The organism is Arthrobacter sp. ISL-95 (assembly GCF_018613695.1).
GTDB lineage: Bacteria > Actinomycetota > Actinomycetes > Actinomycetales > Micrococcaceae > Arthrobacter.
The window spans coordinates 91,870-103,779 of record NZ_JAGGPR010000016.1 but is presented as its reverse complement, the minus strand read 5'-3'; the positions used below and the strand labels follow the sequence as shown (position 1 = coordinate 103,779).

24 protein-coding genes and 1 tRNA gene are annotated in these 11,910 nt (G+C 60.4%); all 25 read left to right on the top strand.

Features of this window, described 5'->3' with window-relative positions; genetic code table 11:
- Positions 1-205: 205 nt before the first annotated feature.
- The 25 genes from J7I86_RS19115 (at position 206) to J7I86_RS19000 (ending at position 11,900) form a co-directional block, all read left to right on the top strand.
- Positions 206-487, top strand: coding sequence for a hypothetical protein (locus J7I86_RS19115; protein WP_214822426.1), 282 nt, complete (start codon positions 206-208; stop codon positions 485-487).
- Positions 484-879 (top strand): hypothetical protein, encoded by a 396-nt coding sequence (locus tag J7I86_RS19110; RefSeq protein ID WP_214822425.1) that lies wholly within the window; start codon positions 484-486, stop codon positions 877-879. The genes J7I86_RS19115 and J7I86_RS19110 overlap by 4 nt, the downstream gene beginning before the upstream one ends.
- Before the next feature lie 182 nt (positions 880-1,061).
- Complete coding sequence (locus tag J7I86_RS19105) at positions 1,062-1,379, top strand: hypothetical protein (protein WP_214822423.1); 318 nt, start codon at positions 1,062-1,064, stop codon at positions 1,377-1,379.
- The gene (locus tag J7I86_RS19100; protein ID WP_214822421.1) at positions 1,376-1,585 is read left to right on the top strand and encodes a hypothetical protein; all 210 of its coding nucleotides are present in this window, start codon (positions 1,376-1,378) and stop codon (positions 1,583-1,585) included. The genes J7I86_RS19105 and J7I86_RS19100 overlap by 4 nt, the downstream gene beginning before the upstream one ends.
- Positions 1,582-1,806, top strand: a complete 225-nt coding sequence (locus tag J7I86_RS19095; RefSeq protein WP_214822419.1) for a hypothetical protein — start codon at positions 1,582-1,584, stop codon at positions 1,804-1,806. Before J7I86_RS19100 ends, J7I86_RS19095 begins: the two co-directional genes overlap by 4 nt.
- Positions 1,803-1,991 (top strand): hypothetical protein, encoded by a 189-nt coding sequence (locus J7I86_RS19090; RefSeq protein ID WP_214822417.1) that lies wholly within the window; start codon positions 1,803-1,805, stop codon positions 1,989-1,991. Before J7I86_RS19095 ends, J7I86_RS19090 begins: the two co-directional genes overlap by 4 nt.
- Positions 1,988-2,353: a hypothetical protein gene (locus tag J7I86_RS19085; protein WP_214822415.1), complete on the top strand. Its 366-nt coding sequence runs from the start codon at positions 1,988-1,990 to the stop codon at positions 2,351-2,353. Before J7I86_RS19090 ends, J7I86_RS19085 begins: the two co-directional genes overlap by 4 nt.
- 337 nt (positions 2,354-2,690) lie before the next feature.
- A tRNA-OTHER gene (locus tag J7I86_RS19080) sits at positions 2,691-2,771 on the top strand.
- Positions 2,772-2,921: 150 nt separating this feature from the next.
- Complete coding sequence (locus J7I86_RS19075; RefSeq protein WP_214822414.1) at positions 2,922-3,362, top strand: hypothetical protein; 441 nt, start codon at positions 2,922-2,924, stop codon at positions 3,360-3,362.
- Positions 3,359-3,571, top strand: a complete 213-nt coding sequence (locus J7I86_RS19070) for a hypothetical protein (RefSeq protein ID WP_214822412.1) — start codon at positions 3,359-3,361, stop codon at positions 3,569-3,571. The genes J7I86_RS19075 and J7I86_RS19070 overlap by 4 nt, the downstream gene beginning before the upstream one ends.
- Before the next feature lie 211 nt (positions 3,572-3,782).
- Positions 3,783-4,322: a hypothetical protein gene (locus J7I86_RS19065; RefSeq protein WP_214822411.1), complete on the top strand. Its 540-nt coding sequence runs from the start codon at positions 3,783-3,785 to the stop codon at positions 4,320-4,322.
- Complete coding sequence (locus J7I86_RS19060) at positions 4,319-4,960, top strand: hypothetical protein (protein ID WP_214822409.1); 642 nt, start codon at positions 4,319-4,321, stop codon at positions 4,958-4,960. Before J7I86_RS19065 ends, J7I86_RS19060 begins: the two co-directional genes overlap by 4 nt.
- 4 nt (positions 4,961-4,964) lie before the next feature.
- Positions 4,965-5,303: a hypothetical protein gene (locus J7I86_RS19055; RefSeq protein WP_214822407.1), complete on the top strand. Its 339-nt coding sequence runs from the start codon at positions 4,965-4,967 to the stop codon at positions 5,301-5,303.
- Complete coding sequence (locus J7I86_RS19050; RefSeq protein ID WP_214822406.1) at positions 5,300-5,668, top strand: hypothetical protein; 369 nt, start codon at positions 5,300-5,302, stop codon at positions 5,666-5,668. Before J7I86_RS19055 ends, J7I86_RS19050 begins: the two co-directional genes overlap by 4 nt.
- The gene (locus J7I86_RS19045; RefSeq protein ID WP_214822404.1) at positions 5,665-5,949 is read left to right on the top strand and encodes a hypothetical protein; all 285 of its coding nucleotides are present in this window, start codon (positions 5,665-5,667) and stop codon (positions 5,947-5,949) included. The genes J7I86_RS19050 and J7I86_RS19045 overlap by 4 nt, the downstream gene beginning before the upstream one ends.
- Positions 5,946-6,068, top strand: coding sequence for a hypothetical protein (locus J7I86_RS22960; RefSeq protein ID WP_286180024.1), 123 nt, complete (start codon positions 5,946-5,948; stop codon positions 6,066-6,068). The genes J7I86_RS19045 and J7I86_RS22960 overlap by 4 nt, the downstream gene beginning before the upstream one ends.
- A complete protein-coding gene (locus J7I86_RS19040) occupies positions 6,068-6,208 on the top strand; it encodes a hypothetical protein (protein ID WP_214822402.1) in 141 nt (46 codons plus the stop codon). Before J7I86_RS22960 ends, J7I86_RS19040 begins: the two co-directional genes overlap by 1 nt.
- 75 nt (positions 6,209-6,283) lie before the next feature.
- On the top strand, positions 6,284-6,538 hold the full coding sequence (locus J7I86_RS19035; protein WP_214822400.1) for a hypothetical protein: 255 nt from the start codon (positions 6,284-6,286) through the stop codon (positions 6,536-6,538).
- On the top strand, positions 6,538-6,753 hold the full coding sequence (locus J7I86_RS19030) for a hypothetical protein (protein WP_214822393.1): 216 nt from the start codon (positions 6,538-6,540) through the stop codon (positions 6,751-6,753). Before J7I86_RS19035 ends, J7I86_RS19030 begins: the two co-directional genes overlap by 1 nt.
- Entirely contained in the window at positions 6,750-7,073 is a 324-nt protein-coding gene (locus J7I86_RS19025) for a hypothetical protein (RefSeq protein WP_214822391.1), read from the top strand. Before J7I86_RS19030 ends, J7I86_RS19025 begins: the two co-directional genes overlap by 4 nt.
- A complete protein-coding gene (locus J7I86_RS19020) occupies positions 7,070-7,276 on the top strand; it encodes a hypothetical protein (protein WP_214822389.1) in 207 nt (68 codons plus the stop codon). The genes J7I86_RS19025 and J7I86_RS19020 overlap by 4 nt, the downstream gene beginning before the upstream one ends.
- A gap of 37 nt (positions 7,277-7,313) precedes the next feature.
- Positions 7,314-7,763, top strand: coding sequence for a hypothetical protein (locus tag J7I86_RS19015; protein ID WP_214822387.1), 450 nt, complete (start codon positions 7,314-7,316; stop codon positions 7,761-7,763).
- A gap of 37 nt (positions 7,764-7,800) precedes the next feature.
- Positions 7,801-8,487 (top strand): hypothetical protein, encoded by a 687-nt coding sequence (locus J7I86_RS19010; protein ID WP_214822385.1) that lies wholly within the window; start codon positions 7,801-7,803, stop codon positions 8,485-8,487.
- A 56-nt stretch (positions 8,488-8,543) separates the two neighbouring features.
- Positions 8,544-10,517 (top strand): APC family permease, encoded by a 1,974-nt coding sequence (locus J7I86_RS19005; RefSeq protein ID WP_214822383.1) that lies wholly within the window; start codon positions 8,544-8,546, stop codon positions 10,515-10,517.
- Positions 10,518-11,900, top strand: a complete 1,383-nt coding sequence (locus J7I86_RS19000) for a class I SAM-dependent RNA methyltransferase (RefSeq protein ID WP_214822381.1) — start codon at positions 10,518-10,520, stop codon at positions 11,898-11,900. It abuts the gene before it with no gap.
- Positions 11,901-11,910: the final 10 nt, after the last annotated feature.

Here is an 11,910-nt window from a genome sequence, read left to right as displayed (position 1 = left end):
GTCGGCAGCTTGGTCGGCAGCAAGGTCGGCAGCAGACGAAGTGCTGAGGCCCACTGTCGAAGCGCTGCAAGCGTCAGCACTCGACCTACTGAAATCCATGATTCACCCCGCATAACTCCCCCTGCAGCAACTTAGCCACCAGACAATTTGCCTGGTGGTTTTGTCGTTCTCGGGGTGGGAACGTTCAAAAAGAGAGGCAAGCAAGATGAGCACTAGAACATTGTTGAAATCAGCTACGCAGATTCACAAGCGACTCGGCGACTTTCGCGGTGACGCCCGGCTGTACAAGTTGAGCGAGCCGCTCGACAGTCACGACCATGTCGTTGTCTCCGGCATCAATAACGAATGGGGTGCGGAGACCTACATTTTCGGCGCCGACGAATCCGGCGAAGTTGCCAGCTGGGGCGAGCTGTCTGGATCATTCCGTGGCTACGTCGATCATGCTGAGGCGCTGCGAGGCGCTGGCTATGAGGTGCAGCAGTCATGAGCACGCCGGCCATGCATAGATCAGCCCGCGACGCGTTGTTGTCGTTCGCCCGCACTGCCCGCATAGAGGGGCGAGCGGTTGAGGGATTCCACTGGCTAGGGGAGTCGCCTAATGACTCCGCGTACCGCGTCAAGGTGACCCTGTCAGTCCGCCACGACAGCACACGCAAGATTTACCGAGTGCAGATGGGTATCAGCGAAGAGCGTTACGAAGGCGGATTTGCAAGCCAGCGGCACGAGTTCCACATGCCACACAAGAGTCTGCCGGACGTTGCGGCAACCAGGTTCAACGCGAAGAGTGCGGAGCGCATTTACGGCGGCGTGCTGCAAGCGCTGAAGGTAGACATCACGCCGCTAGCCGAATTGCTACAGGAGGAGGCCGAGAGGCAATGACCAAGATGCTTCCAGGACCTTGGGTTGTTCGATTCTTCGAGAGTCGTGGCCATTGCTGTATGCCCGACTCCGGCGACTGCTGCGGCCCCGGATCGTGGTGCTGCAAGCAGGCCGGTGAACATGACCACGAAACTACTTGGCCCGGCCTTGAGGCCGAGCAAATACAGGAGGTGCCTTGTTAGATGGATAGATTCAAGGAAGAGGCTGACAAGTTGTTGGCGAGAGGATTCGAGGAGATTACCGAGTTCCGCAAGCTGAAGGTCGGCGGCCGCATTCGTGGCGAAGGCCAGCGATGGTACGAGGCGATAGTGCATGGCACCGCCACCGTTGAGCGCATCTTTCACAAGCCCGATTCGTCATGGAGCCAGAAGTACGGGCGCCCCGACGTCGAGCTGATCGCCCGACGCGACAATGGCGACATCATGCTCGTTGCTGACTACCACGTAGCGACTGCGGGTCCCAGCGCATTTCAACCTGTCACGGAAGTGAGTGCATCGTGAGTATTTACAAGGACATTGACATCGACCTGCAAGACCTCGTGGCCACCATCGACACGGTGCGCGAAGAATATGACCTGAGCAACCCTGATTCATTCGACGGCCTAGACGGCCGTGGCATTCTGCTGAGCCGCCTTGCATCCCTCGGGTGGGTTACGCCAACTGAAGCGCGTCAGGCAGGCTTTACGGCGCAGGCAGGCTTGTTGTGAGCGGCGTTCGAGTGGACGAAGCGCGCAGCGAGCCGCTAGCCGAGGGCTTGCCCGAGAATCTAGCGGCAAAGTTCCGCAAGATGAGCCACGAGGAAGCGACGGCGATCATTACCGGCGCAGCAATCGGCTGGGATGCGGCGGTAGCCGCCATGACCTACACGGACGGCACGCCGGTTGAGTTGGCCGTCAACATCAACCCTTATCGAGAGGCGGCGGCATGAGTCGCGACCCGCAGCGCATCCCGAAAGTACTCACCGCCCTTGGTGAGTACTGGGGGAACAACCCGGACCTCAGGCTCGGGCAAATCATGGGCAACGCCTCCATCGCCTACTACACCGAGGACGACAAGGCGCTCCAGGGACTGGAGCAATGGCTGGAACACGATCGCGAAAGGAACGCCTCATGAACACGTTCGTAGAATCGAACCTCGGCGAGGCGCTGGACGCGTTGCAGGAAGCCGCCGAGGAAGGTGCGCGCAACTATGTGCGGCCGGACTGGCGGCAGGTAAACATCGCCCTATTGGCGGGCAAGCTGTATGCGGCCTTCAATGGCAGCTATTTCCATGACGTGAAGCTGAGGCTAGAGAACAACCCGCGCCATGTCATTGAGGCGTGGGAGCACGCTGCGGCCGCAGCGGTTCATGAGCTGATCGACAAGCCCGACCGTGAGTTCCAAGCTCAGCTTGAGGCGGTACTCAACGCAGATTCAGTCGCAGAGCCGACGGCGGCTCGTGAATGGCGCGAGGCCAAGGCGAGTGACTGGCTGTAGTGGAGCGCATAGAAACTCATGCTCCATACGTGCGTCAGCTAGCCGATCAATGGTCGGCTAGAAAGCGCTTAGCCGGCTCAGACCTGGCAGCCGAGGCTTACCGGCAGATGGTGCGAGCAATCGGAGAGTCGGTATGTCGTACTCCCCGATGGCTTGGTTGCGCCGGGTGACGCGCTGGTTGTTGGACCTGTCCGCAGAGAGACGGCGCGACTCGGCGTTATCAAGCGGTTTGCGACTACGGCGCACTACGACGAATAGCAACGCCACAACTTCACAACACGATCAGAAGCGACTCCATTGCGGGTCGCTTTTTGCATGAGGCTCTAGCCATGCGCTCGGGACCGTAGCTCAGTAGGTCAGAGCGCTGGTGTGCACAGTAAAAAAACAGAGGTCGCAGGTTCAAGTCCTGCCAGTTCCACGAGGGTGCCAGAGCGCTACGGCGGCTGGCATCTGCCAACTGCAAATCGCAGCACAAGCGAGCGGAGCTCGCATTGAACGAACTGGGGAGTTCATCAAAATGAGTAGTTTGTCGAGAGACATCAATGAGTACTTGGAATCGATTGGAGCAGTGCGAGAAGGATTGACAGGCGGCGACCATGTGAAGTGGACGCTTCCAAACGGCCGCACATACTTCACCGGTCTGACGCCGAGTGACACGCGAGTCCTCAAGAACATCAAGGCAGAGACCCGGCGCATGCTGGGATTGGCCAGCGACGGCACCAAGGCCGCCAAATACTCCAAGGCAACTGAGACCAGCGGATTCTCCATCGAGGCCGCACGTGCCGAGCAGAGGCGCAACACAGCCATCCGGCAGGTGATTGGCCGGTGCAATGCGAACATCCTGCGCATTGACGCGCAGCTGACCATTGCCCAGCGCAATCGCGACCAGCGAGAGGGTGAGCGCCTGGTGGCTCAGTACATGAGCAACAAGGAAACGCTGGAGCGCTACCACCAGCCAGTGCCGGCGCTGACCTGCAAGAGCCAAGCCGCAATGGCGGTGGCTGCGTGAATGACAAGCCGCGCATTGGGAGCGACGAGTACACGTGGGGGCAGCCGGGCCGCATTCACGTCTATAACGGCGACTACGACACGCTAAACAACCTTGTCGGCTCTATGGACCTTCCGTGGGGCGTCTATCAGGGTGGCAAGGGCTTGGCCGACTTCGCCACCTTCCCCGAGGCGATAGCCGAAGCGCAGCGATTGGCGGCTGAAAAGTGAGCAATGTTATCGAGTGGCGCAATCCACCGTCGCACTGGGACGATGTCGCTGAGGAACTAAAAGCGAACCCCGGCCGCTGGGGAATCGTGGCAACGGAGTACGGCAACAACAAATGCAAGCCACTGGTAGCACGCGGCATGCAAACGCGTTGCGTGCGCACGTCAGAGAATCCCCGGCGGTACACCATATATGCACGATTTGGTGATGGCGAGTGAGTGCCGTGACGTGGTCCGAGCCGCCATCCGTGAAGCCGAGAACCCGCAAGCCAGGGCTTGAGCTGGTTTACGAGATTCCCGACTTCGGGGTGCCGGTTCTTGGCGAGATACCCGACTTCCGCTGGGCTCGTGCAGTCGGCGCGAGCAGCAAGCATAAGGGCGCTGTCACAAGGGCACTCGGGCAGTGGTTGGAGGATAACCCCGGCTATTGGGTGCTTGTTGGCACCTACGGCCGCGAGAAGGGCTTCAAAGCGGGGACGTCCGGCTGGGGGACGGGGTCGCTCTATGACCTCAACATTCCGCACTCTCTCCGCGACGGCAACATATACGCACACTCCCACTTGGACATCAGCGGCCTGAGTACCGCCGAATCATTGCAGGCGGCGTTGGACGGCGAGAATGGCGTCCACGATGCCGTGCTCACTTTGCCAAAGCTAGAGAAAGACCCCTTCGGCTGGACGCAAGCCGAATTGAACTTGGCCACCGCGATTGCCCGCGAGTGGCTGTATCCGACAGAAGAATTGGTGGCAGCATGACCGACTACATCAACTTGCCACCTGACAACTTCCGCAATCTCACTTGGATTGACGAGATTGTCCGGCTCATTACACCCGAGGAGCATTGGGGCAACGTCATGGTCGCCGGGGGCGCCTTCAAGCATGCGTTGACTGACAGGTCTGAGGTCAAAGACCTCGATGTCTTCTTCCTCAACCAGAATGCATTTGACTCCGTCGTCAGCTGGGCTACGGAAGAGATTGGCGAGCCGATCTATGTCAACGAGAAGTCAACAGGGTTCAAGACTGAGGGCGGCGTGCGCCTGGATGTCGTGCAGACAATCTTCGGCACGCCTGAGGAGATTCTCGATTCCTTCGACTTCACGGTGACGCAGATGGCCTTGACGCCGCTGCCGGCGACCGAGGATGGCAAGGAAACTTTTCGCCTCATCTGCCATCCGAACTTCTTCGAGCATCTCCACATGAAGCGGCTAGTCATCGAGACGGACGACCTACCCTTCCCAATCTCAACCTTCGAGCGCAGCTACCGCTACAACCGCTATGGCTTCGGAATGTGCAAGGACTCGAGGGTGCGGCTGCTTCTGCAGCTCGCTGCCTACCAGCCCAGCGCGATCAGCGCTGACGCGCTTTCCCAGAGCCTCTATGACGGAATGGACTAACGAAATGACAGAACAACCAGCCGACTTGCCCAACGACGGCTACGAGCTTGCGGCCACGCGACGTGGCCTCATCAAGACCTTTGGCAAGTTTGTCGAGCATGAAGGGCGTCTGAATGATTTGCCGCTTCGTCCTGACGGCTTCCGGCCGATGATCGGCACCTATGCATCCATTAGCGCAGAAGCAGGCCGCCGCAATGCCATTCAGACGCGAAACGGCTTCCTGGATTACCTTTATGCGCCGGAGCCGCGCTTTGCGTACATGGAGACCGAGGCGGAGCGTGTGGCGGTTGATGAGCTGCTGGCATCGCTCGACTTCGTTCCCAGCCTGGATGATGCTCAGTGAGCCGGGAGCAGATGAAAGCCCGCCTCGAAGCAGCGGACCTTGGGCCGCTCACCACCTCGCTCGACCTCACCCGGAAATGGGTTCTGCTACTTGAAAACGGAGGCACTGAGGACGAGCGCTTAGTTGCCAAGTGCGTGGACGATGACGAGTCCGCCCTGTTCGCCCACGCACCTACGGACCTTGCGAAGCTGCACGCCGCACTGGACGCTGTCGAAGTCGCTTGCGACGACATTGAGCAGGAAAGCGACGGTCAGGGCCTGGACCTCCAAGATGACGATTTTGATCGCGGTTGGCATGGTGCACGGCGGGAGACTGCTCAGTCCATCCGCACCGCCATCTGGGCCGCGCTAGGAGAGTGCCAGTGAGCGCGCAACTGGACGCCGCCCTCTTCACGGTCGAATCAATCCACCATATCCACGGCCAACAATGCCTCTGCGGATTCGCGTCGTCAGTTAGCCGTGATCGCACGAAGCACATTATGGGGGTCACGCTTGCAGCCGCTGCTTCCACCCTTCGCGGCTGGTACGAGGAGCGAATGGATGCCGAGCACGCGACGGATGTCGTCTTGAGTGACTATGAAGCTGGCCGCGAGGTCGGCGCGACCGAGGGCATCTTGGCCGCCGCGTTGAAGCTGGAGGCATCATGACACTCGACCGCAGCAAGTTCCTGGATGTGAACGGCTACGCCGTCCCACTCAAGATGATCGCCGAGCGGACTGCCGACGGCGTGCGACTGATTGACGGTCGCTTCCTTGGGTGGCGCTGATGGCCGAATCCGAGAGTGACGCGGAGCGTCGAATCAAGCAGGCAATCTTCCTCATCGAGAACGACTGGGGATGCGGCAAGGTGGATGTCGCGGAGATACTCGCAGTCCTGCGGGGAACTCCAAGCAGCATCTTCGCCTAACTTTCAGGAGTCACAGTCGTGGCTCCTTTTTTCATGCCACGAAGCTGGGGCTGCGTGGCCGACCTAAGGAATCAATTGCGAATTACAGCTAAGCAACTTCAGTTGCGGAACGTCAGTCAGCTGGCAGCAGTCGAAAAGGCCGGCCTGGTCTACATGGGCCGCCTCGACTCTGTCGTCTCTGACAGCAAGTTCTACTTCGTCAACATTGGCGGAACTACCCTTACCCTTGACCCCGATCACCCTGTCGAGATTCGCCGCACGTCTGGCGCAGAGTCGCTGGCCGTCAGTGTCGAACTCCAGGAAGACATGGTCGAAGGGTTGGTGGCCTGATGAGCCTTTCCAGGAAGTACTCGATTACCGGCTGGTCACTGCTGGGCGTGGCCATCATTGGGTCAGCCATCGCCCGAACCACGCTCGGGCCGAAGCCCGACCTGCCGCTGAATTGGTATCTCGTGAACATGTTGACCGACGCTGCCATGGTTCTAGCATTCCTCTACTTCGGCAAGTCCGGCGGGCTGCGTCTCGCAAAGAAGCTCGCAGCATGAACCCCCGATTGCAGTTTGACAGCGTCCAGTTGCTCGACGCTTTCGAGGCGGCCATACGGCCGCTCGATGAAACGGCCAGCAGCATGACTCTCAACGACCGGCTGCTTGATCTGCTGATTGACGAGCTTCTGCCGACCGACGATCCGGCTCGCAGCTTTGTGCTGGAGCCTTGGATGGTGCTAATCGACGTATTGGACGCCGAGGCTTACGAGCTGGCCATGACGATCGACGACAAGGATCAGGCTGGCCACTCGTGGAGCACTCTCCTTGACCAGCTGAACAGCGCACGCTTCGCTGCGCTTGAGGCGGTGGCCGCATGATGGGCCACGACTTGATCCGCTTCCCCGGCGCCTTCATCTCAATGACGTCCATCCACGGCTTCGCTGACGAGATCGTCGACGGAGATCACACCGGCAACGTCTACGTTGACTACGGGCAGGGCAATCGCATCCTGTTTGAGGGTTCCGCCGAGGACGTCATGGGCTTCATCGACCAGTGGATCGACCAGCAACCAAGCCACTAGCCGCCCTTAGGCGGCTTTCTTTTTGAGAGGATACACATTGGATACCAAGCATTTGGTCCAGGCTTCGGCCACAGCAGTTACCATCACAACCCTTCGCGAGGGCGACGTTTACAAGCGCCTCAACAAGGACTACTCCGGCTACAGCATTAGCTTCGGCGTTGTCACCTCGGTGCTCTTCAACGGCGAAGATGCGGCCATCACGGCCGTCGAATACTCGACTCATCACAGTGACGGCTTCAAGATCGAATCCAAGGTCTTCGGCGGGGACGTTGAGCTGCTCATCTTTCATGCAACCAAGGAAGAGATTGAAGCCCATCTCGACGAACTTCAGCGGTCTGCTGACTATGCCGTAGCCAAGGCTGAAAAGGACCTCTCGACCAAACAGGCAGCCCGCAACGACCTGGCCTACGCTTACGCCATATCCGCAGGCAAGGGCCTCACGGAGGCCCAGCACGTTACTGGCGAGGTGGTGAGCGCTTCTGCTTAGCGTCAGCTTCGCCATCAACCCAATCGAGCTGGCCAACATGCTGACCAACGCAGTTGAGATCAGCAAGGAGGCGGCGAACATTGACCACCCAAAGGTCGTGATGATCGCCTACCAGCCGAGTTCCGATGGGTCCAAGGGTGAGGTCTACGTCTACGGCTGTGGCCGCTACGCGGCCGGCAGGACGAAGGCAGTTCTCGAAGGGCTGCCTTCGTCCGACGCTTTGAGCGCATCAATCACCCGCGACCACGCAGCCGAGCTAAGTTCGGTCCTGCGTAAGCAGTCGCGGTCTGCCAGCGCGCTCATCGGCGTCACCATGGCCGAGCAGGCCTTCGAGGGCAAGAACCCTGAGACTGGCGTCAGCTCGTGGGGCAGCTTCGCTGTGATGAGCGGAGAGCTTTACCTCACGCACTTACATGACGCCGACGCCAGCGGCAAGTACGACAGCATCTGGACGCGGGTCGATGACCTAGCGAGTGAGCCTGGCGATCCTTTGACCGCCTTGGCGCTGCAGACGAATGTGCTGTCGAGAGTCGGCAAGGTCAAAGGCGTTGGTGATGCCATTGACTTCCGAACCACGCCGCTGCCTGGTGTAATCGCAGCTAAGCTTGGCGCCAACTTCGTTGCACTACTGGGCGAGATCAATAGAGGCTCGTTCGCGACTGGTGGCAAGTGGGGGAATGGTCCCGGCACTGCCGATCAACTCTGGCCAGCTGCCAGCGTATGATGGGCCGAAGTTGCCAGTGATGCAGCGGGATTTTCTGAGGAGATAACGGTAGAAACGTGCTGACAATTCTGAATGCCGCGAAGCGGGTGTTGGTGGGCCGGCCAGTCAGGAATGACCGCCTGTCCCACACGTTGTTGCCTAAACGCATCGCTTTGCCGATCTTCGCCTCGGACGCCCTGTCCTCAGTGGCTTACGCCCCGGACGAAATCTTGCTGACACTCGCCCTGGCCGGAGTCAGCGCCGTGGCTTTCTCCCCCTTGGTCGGCCTCGCGGTCATGGTGGTCTTGCTCACAGTTGTGGCTTCCTATCGCCAAAACGTCCATGCCTATCCTTCCGGGGGCGGCGACTACGAAATTGCCAACGTCAACCTCGGCAAGTATGCCGGGCTAACCGTGGCCTCTGCCTTGCTGGTGGACTATGTGCTCACGGTTGCGGTGTCCATGTCCTCGGCAGCGACGTACCTCACCACGGCCATCCCGGCGCTGCACGGCCAACAGGCACTGATTGCCACTCTTGGCGTGATCATCCTCGCCCTGGTCAACCTCCGCGGAGTCAAGGAGGCCGGGACGCTGTTCGCTGTGCCGACGTACATCTTCATGGCGTCCATCCTTGGCATGACCGCCGTGGGCATCTTCCAGGCAGCCACCGGCACGTTGGGGGAGGCGCCTTCTGCCAATTTCACCATTGTTCCTGCACCCGGATTTGATGAGGGTTTGGTGGGGCTGGCAGGGGCCTTCCTCCTGTTGCGGGCGTTCTCGTCCGGCGCGGCCGCGCTGACCGGTGTTGAAGCAATCAGCAATGGCGTCCCCAATTTCCAGAAGCCCAAAAGCAAGAATGCGGCCACTACGTTGTTGCTGCTCGGCGTTGTTGCGGCATCCATGCTGGCGGGCATCCTCTACCTGGCCAACGCCACTAAGGTGCACATTGTCCTTGACCCGGCCCGCGAGTTCCTGGTGGACGGCAAGCCGCTGCCCGAGGGCTACATCCAGACCCCTGCCATCAGCCAGATAGCCGACACCATCTTCGGCTCCGGCTCCATACTGTTCTACGTCGTAGTTGCAGCCACGGGCATCATCCTGGTGTTTGCTTCCAACACGGCGTTCAACGGCTTCCCCGTGCTGGGTTCGATCCTGGCCCAGGACGGCTACCTGCCCAGGCAGCTCCGTACTCGAGGCGACAGGCTTGCCTTCAGTAACGGCGTCCTTGCGCTGGCAGCAGGGGCGCTGGTTCTGATTCTCGCGTTCAACGCCGATGTCACCAAGCTGATCCAGCTCTACATTGTGGGAGTCTTTATCTCCTTCACCGCGAGCCAATTGGGAATGATCCGGCACTGGGGCCGCGAACTGAAACTCGCCCGGGACAAAGCTGTCCGGCGGCGAATTATCAAGTCCCGGACCATCAATATGCTGGGCTTCGGGATGACAGCCCTGGTCCTGGTCATTGTCCTCATCACCAAGTTCGAGCAAGGCGCCTGGATAGCCCTGCTCGCCATGTTCGTCCTCTTCCTCATCATGTGGAGCATCCGGGCTCACTATGACAACGTAGCCAGGGAGTTGGCGGTGGACGAGGACTCCTCACCCCGCGCACTTCCCACCAGGGTTCACGCGGTTCTCCTGGTTTCACACGTCCGTAAGCCGGTGCTTCGGGCACTGGCTTACGCGAGGGCGTCGAGGCCCTCGCGTTTGGACGCCGTCACCGTGGACATCAGCGCCGAAGAAACGGCCCAGACCGTCCGCGATTGGGAGAAGCTGGAAATTCCGGTTCCGCTGACCGTACTGGCCAGTCCCTACCGGGAAACCGTGACGCCCATCATGGATTACATCAAGAACATGCGCCGCGACTCACCGCGGGACCTGATCGTGGTGTATATCCCTGAGTATGTGGTGGGCAAATGGTGGGAGCAACTCGTCCATAACCAGACAGCACTCAGAATCAAGACGAGGCTCCACTTCGAACCTGGAGTCATGGTTGCCAGCGTCCCGTGGCAGTTGAAATCGTCCGAAGAAGCAAAGGCACTGCAGGATACCTAAATGACCTCCCACAGCAATTCACCCCAACACCATCACAGCAGTAACCACCACTCCACGGACCAGGGCACGCCCGGCACTGAACTGGTGGTGGACATCGGCCCCATAGCCCACGGAGGGCACTTCGTCGCCCGGCACGAAGGGCGTGTCATCTTCGTCCGGCACGGCATCCCGGGAGAAAAAGTCCGCATCCGTCTGACCGACTCCGGTGACGCGTCGCGCTTCTGGCGTGCCGACGTCGTTGAGGTCCTCGAAGGCTCACCGGACCGTGTTCCGCACTTCTGGAAGCAGGCGGATTCGCTGGGCTCGTGGAGCCGCGGCACGGCGCCGGTGGGAGGCGCGGAGCTTGGACACATATCCTTGCAGCGCCAGCGCGCACTGAAAGCCGAAGTGCTGGCAGAGCAGCTCAAGCGACTTGCCGGGCTGGACCTCGCCACAGAGGTGGAAGCTGTGGGGGACAATCACGACGGCGGACTCGGCTGGCGTACGCGCGCCAGCTTCGCGGTGACTCCCAAAGGCCGGTTGGGCATGCACGCGCACCGATCAGACGTGGTGCTTCCCATCAAGGAGATGCCGCTGGCGCTTTCGGGCGTCAACGACCTGAAGCTGTGGGACCTTGACCTGTCCGGCATTACCCGTGTGGAAGTAGCCGTTCCCTCCAACGGTTCGCGGCCCTTGATCCTGCTGGCCCCCGAAGAATCGACGAGCCCCAAGCGATTGCACAGTATCGTGTCTCAGTTGCCCCAAGACGTCTCCGTGGCCAGCTTCGATCCCGGCAAGGGCGAAGTGCTGCAATTGCGGGGGAGGACCTGGGTGCAGGAAACAGCCGCCGGCCATGACTACCGGGTGACCGGTGAGGGTTTTTGGCAGATCCACAAGGATGCCCCGGACACGCTGGTGGGCGCCGTGACGGGCTATCTTTCCCAGGGAGGGTACTTGCAGCCCGGGGCTGCCGTTGCCGATCTCTACGCCGGCGCGGGGCTGTTTACGGCACCTTTGGCGGACGCGGTCGGAGTGACCGGGTCTGTACTTTCCGTAGAGGGCGCGCCGGGCACCAGCCGCGACGCCCGCAAGAACCTGCACGGTCAATCCCAGGTGGAAATCGTGCAGGGACGCGTCGAGCGGGTCCTGCACCAACGCGCCCGCAGCTTCGACTCGCTGCTCCTGGATCCACCGCGCGCCGGTGCCGGCAAGGCCGTGGTTAAGCAATTGATGGCCACCGGACCCCGGGCAATCGCCTATGTGTCTTGTGATCCGGCATCCTTTGCGCGTGATCTGGGTTACTTCCATCAAGGTGGCTGGCGGTTGGAATCGCTGCGTGCCTTTGATCTTTACCCGAACACCCATCACCTGGAAACGGTGGGACTGATCGTCCCCGCAGCCTAACCGCGGCGCA

Excerpts from the sequence above, each read along its gene's own strand:
- J7I86_RS19105 (WP_214822423.1), top strand. The coding sequence starts at position 1,062 with ATGGATAGATTCAAGGAAGAGGCTGACAAGTTGTTGGCGAGAGGATTC.
- J7I86_RS19010 (WP_214822385.1), top strand. The coding sequence starts at position 7,801 with ATGCTGACCAACGCAGTTGAGATCAGCAAGGAGGCGGCGAACATTGAC.
- J7I86_RS19000 (WP_214822381.1), top strand. The coding sequence starts at position 10,518 with ATGACCTCCCACAGCAATTCACCCCAACACCATCACAGCAGTAACCAC.
- J7I86_RS19090 (WP_214822417.1), top strand. The coding sequence starts at position 1,803 with ATGAGTCGCGACCCGCAGCGCATCCCGAAAGTACTCACCGCCCTTGGT.
- J7I86_RS19110 (WP_214822425.1), top strand. The coding sequence starts at position 484 with ATGAGCACGCCGGCCATGCATAGATCAGCCCGCGACGCGTTGTTGTCG.
- J7I86_RS19055 (WP_214822407.1), top strand. The coding sequence starts at position 4,965 with ATGACAGAACAACCAGCCGACTTGCCCAACGACGGCTACGAGCTTGCG.
- J7I86_RS19085 (WP_214822415.1), top strand. The coding sequence starts at position 1,988 with ATGAACACGTTCGTAGAATCGAACCTCGGCGAGGCGCTGGACGCGTTG.
- J7I86_RS19115 (WP_214822426.1), top strand. The coding sequence starts at position 206 with ATGAGCACTAGAACATTGTTGAAATCAGCTACGCAGATTCACAAGCGA.
- J7I86_RS19040 (WP_214822402.1), top strand. The coding sequence starts at position 6,068 with ATGGCCGAATCCGAGAGTGACGCGGAGCGTCGAATCAAGCAGGCAATC.
- J7I86_RS22960 (WP_286180024.1), top strand. The coding sequence starts at position 5,946 with ATGACACTCGACCGCAGCAAGTTCCTGGATGTGAACGGCTACGCCGTC.
- J7I86_RS19025 (WP_214822391.1), top strand. The coding sequence starts at position 6,750 with ATGAACCCCCGATTGCAGTTTGACAGCGTCCAGTTGCTCGACGCTTTC.
- J7I86_RS19030 (WP_214822393.1), top strand. The coding sequence starts at position 6,538 with ATGAGCCTTTCCAGGAAGTACTCGATTACCGGCTGGTCACTGCTGGGC.
- J7I86_RS19020 (WP_214822389.1), top strand. The coding sequence starts at position 7,070 with ATGATGGGCCACGACTTGATCCGCTTCCCCGGCGCCTTCATCTCAATG.
- J7I86_RS19060 (WP_214822409.1), top strand. The coding sequence starts at position 4,319 with ATGACCGACTACATCAACTTGCCACCTGACAACTTCCGCAATCTCACT.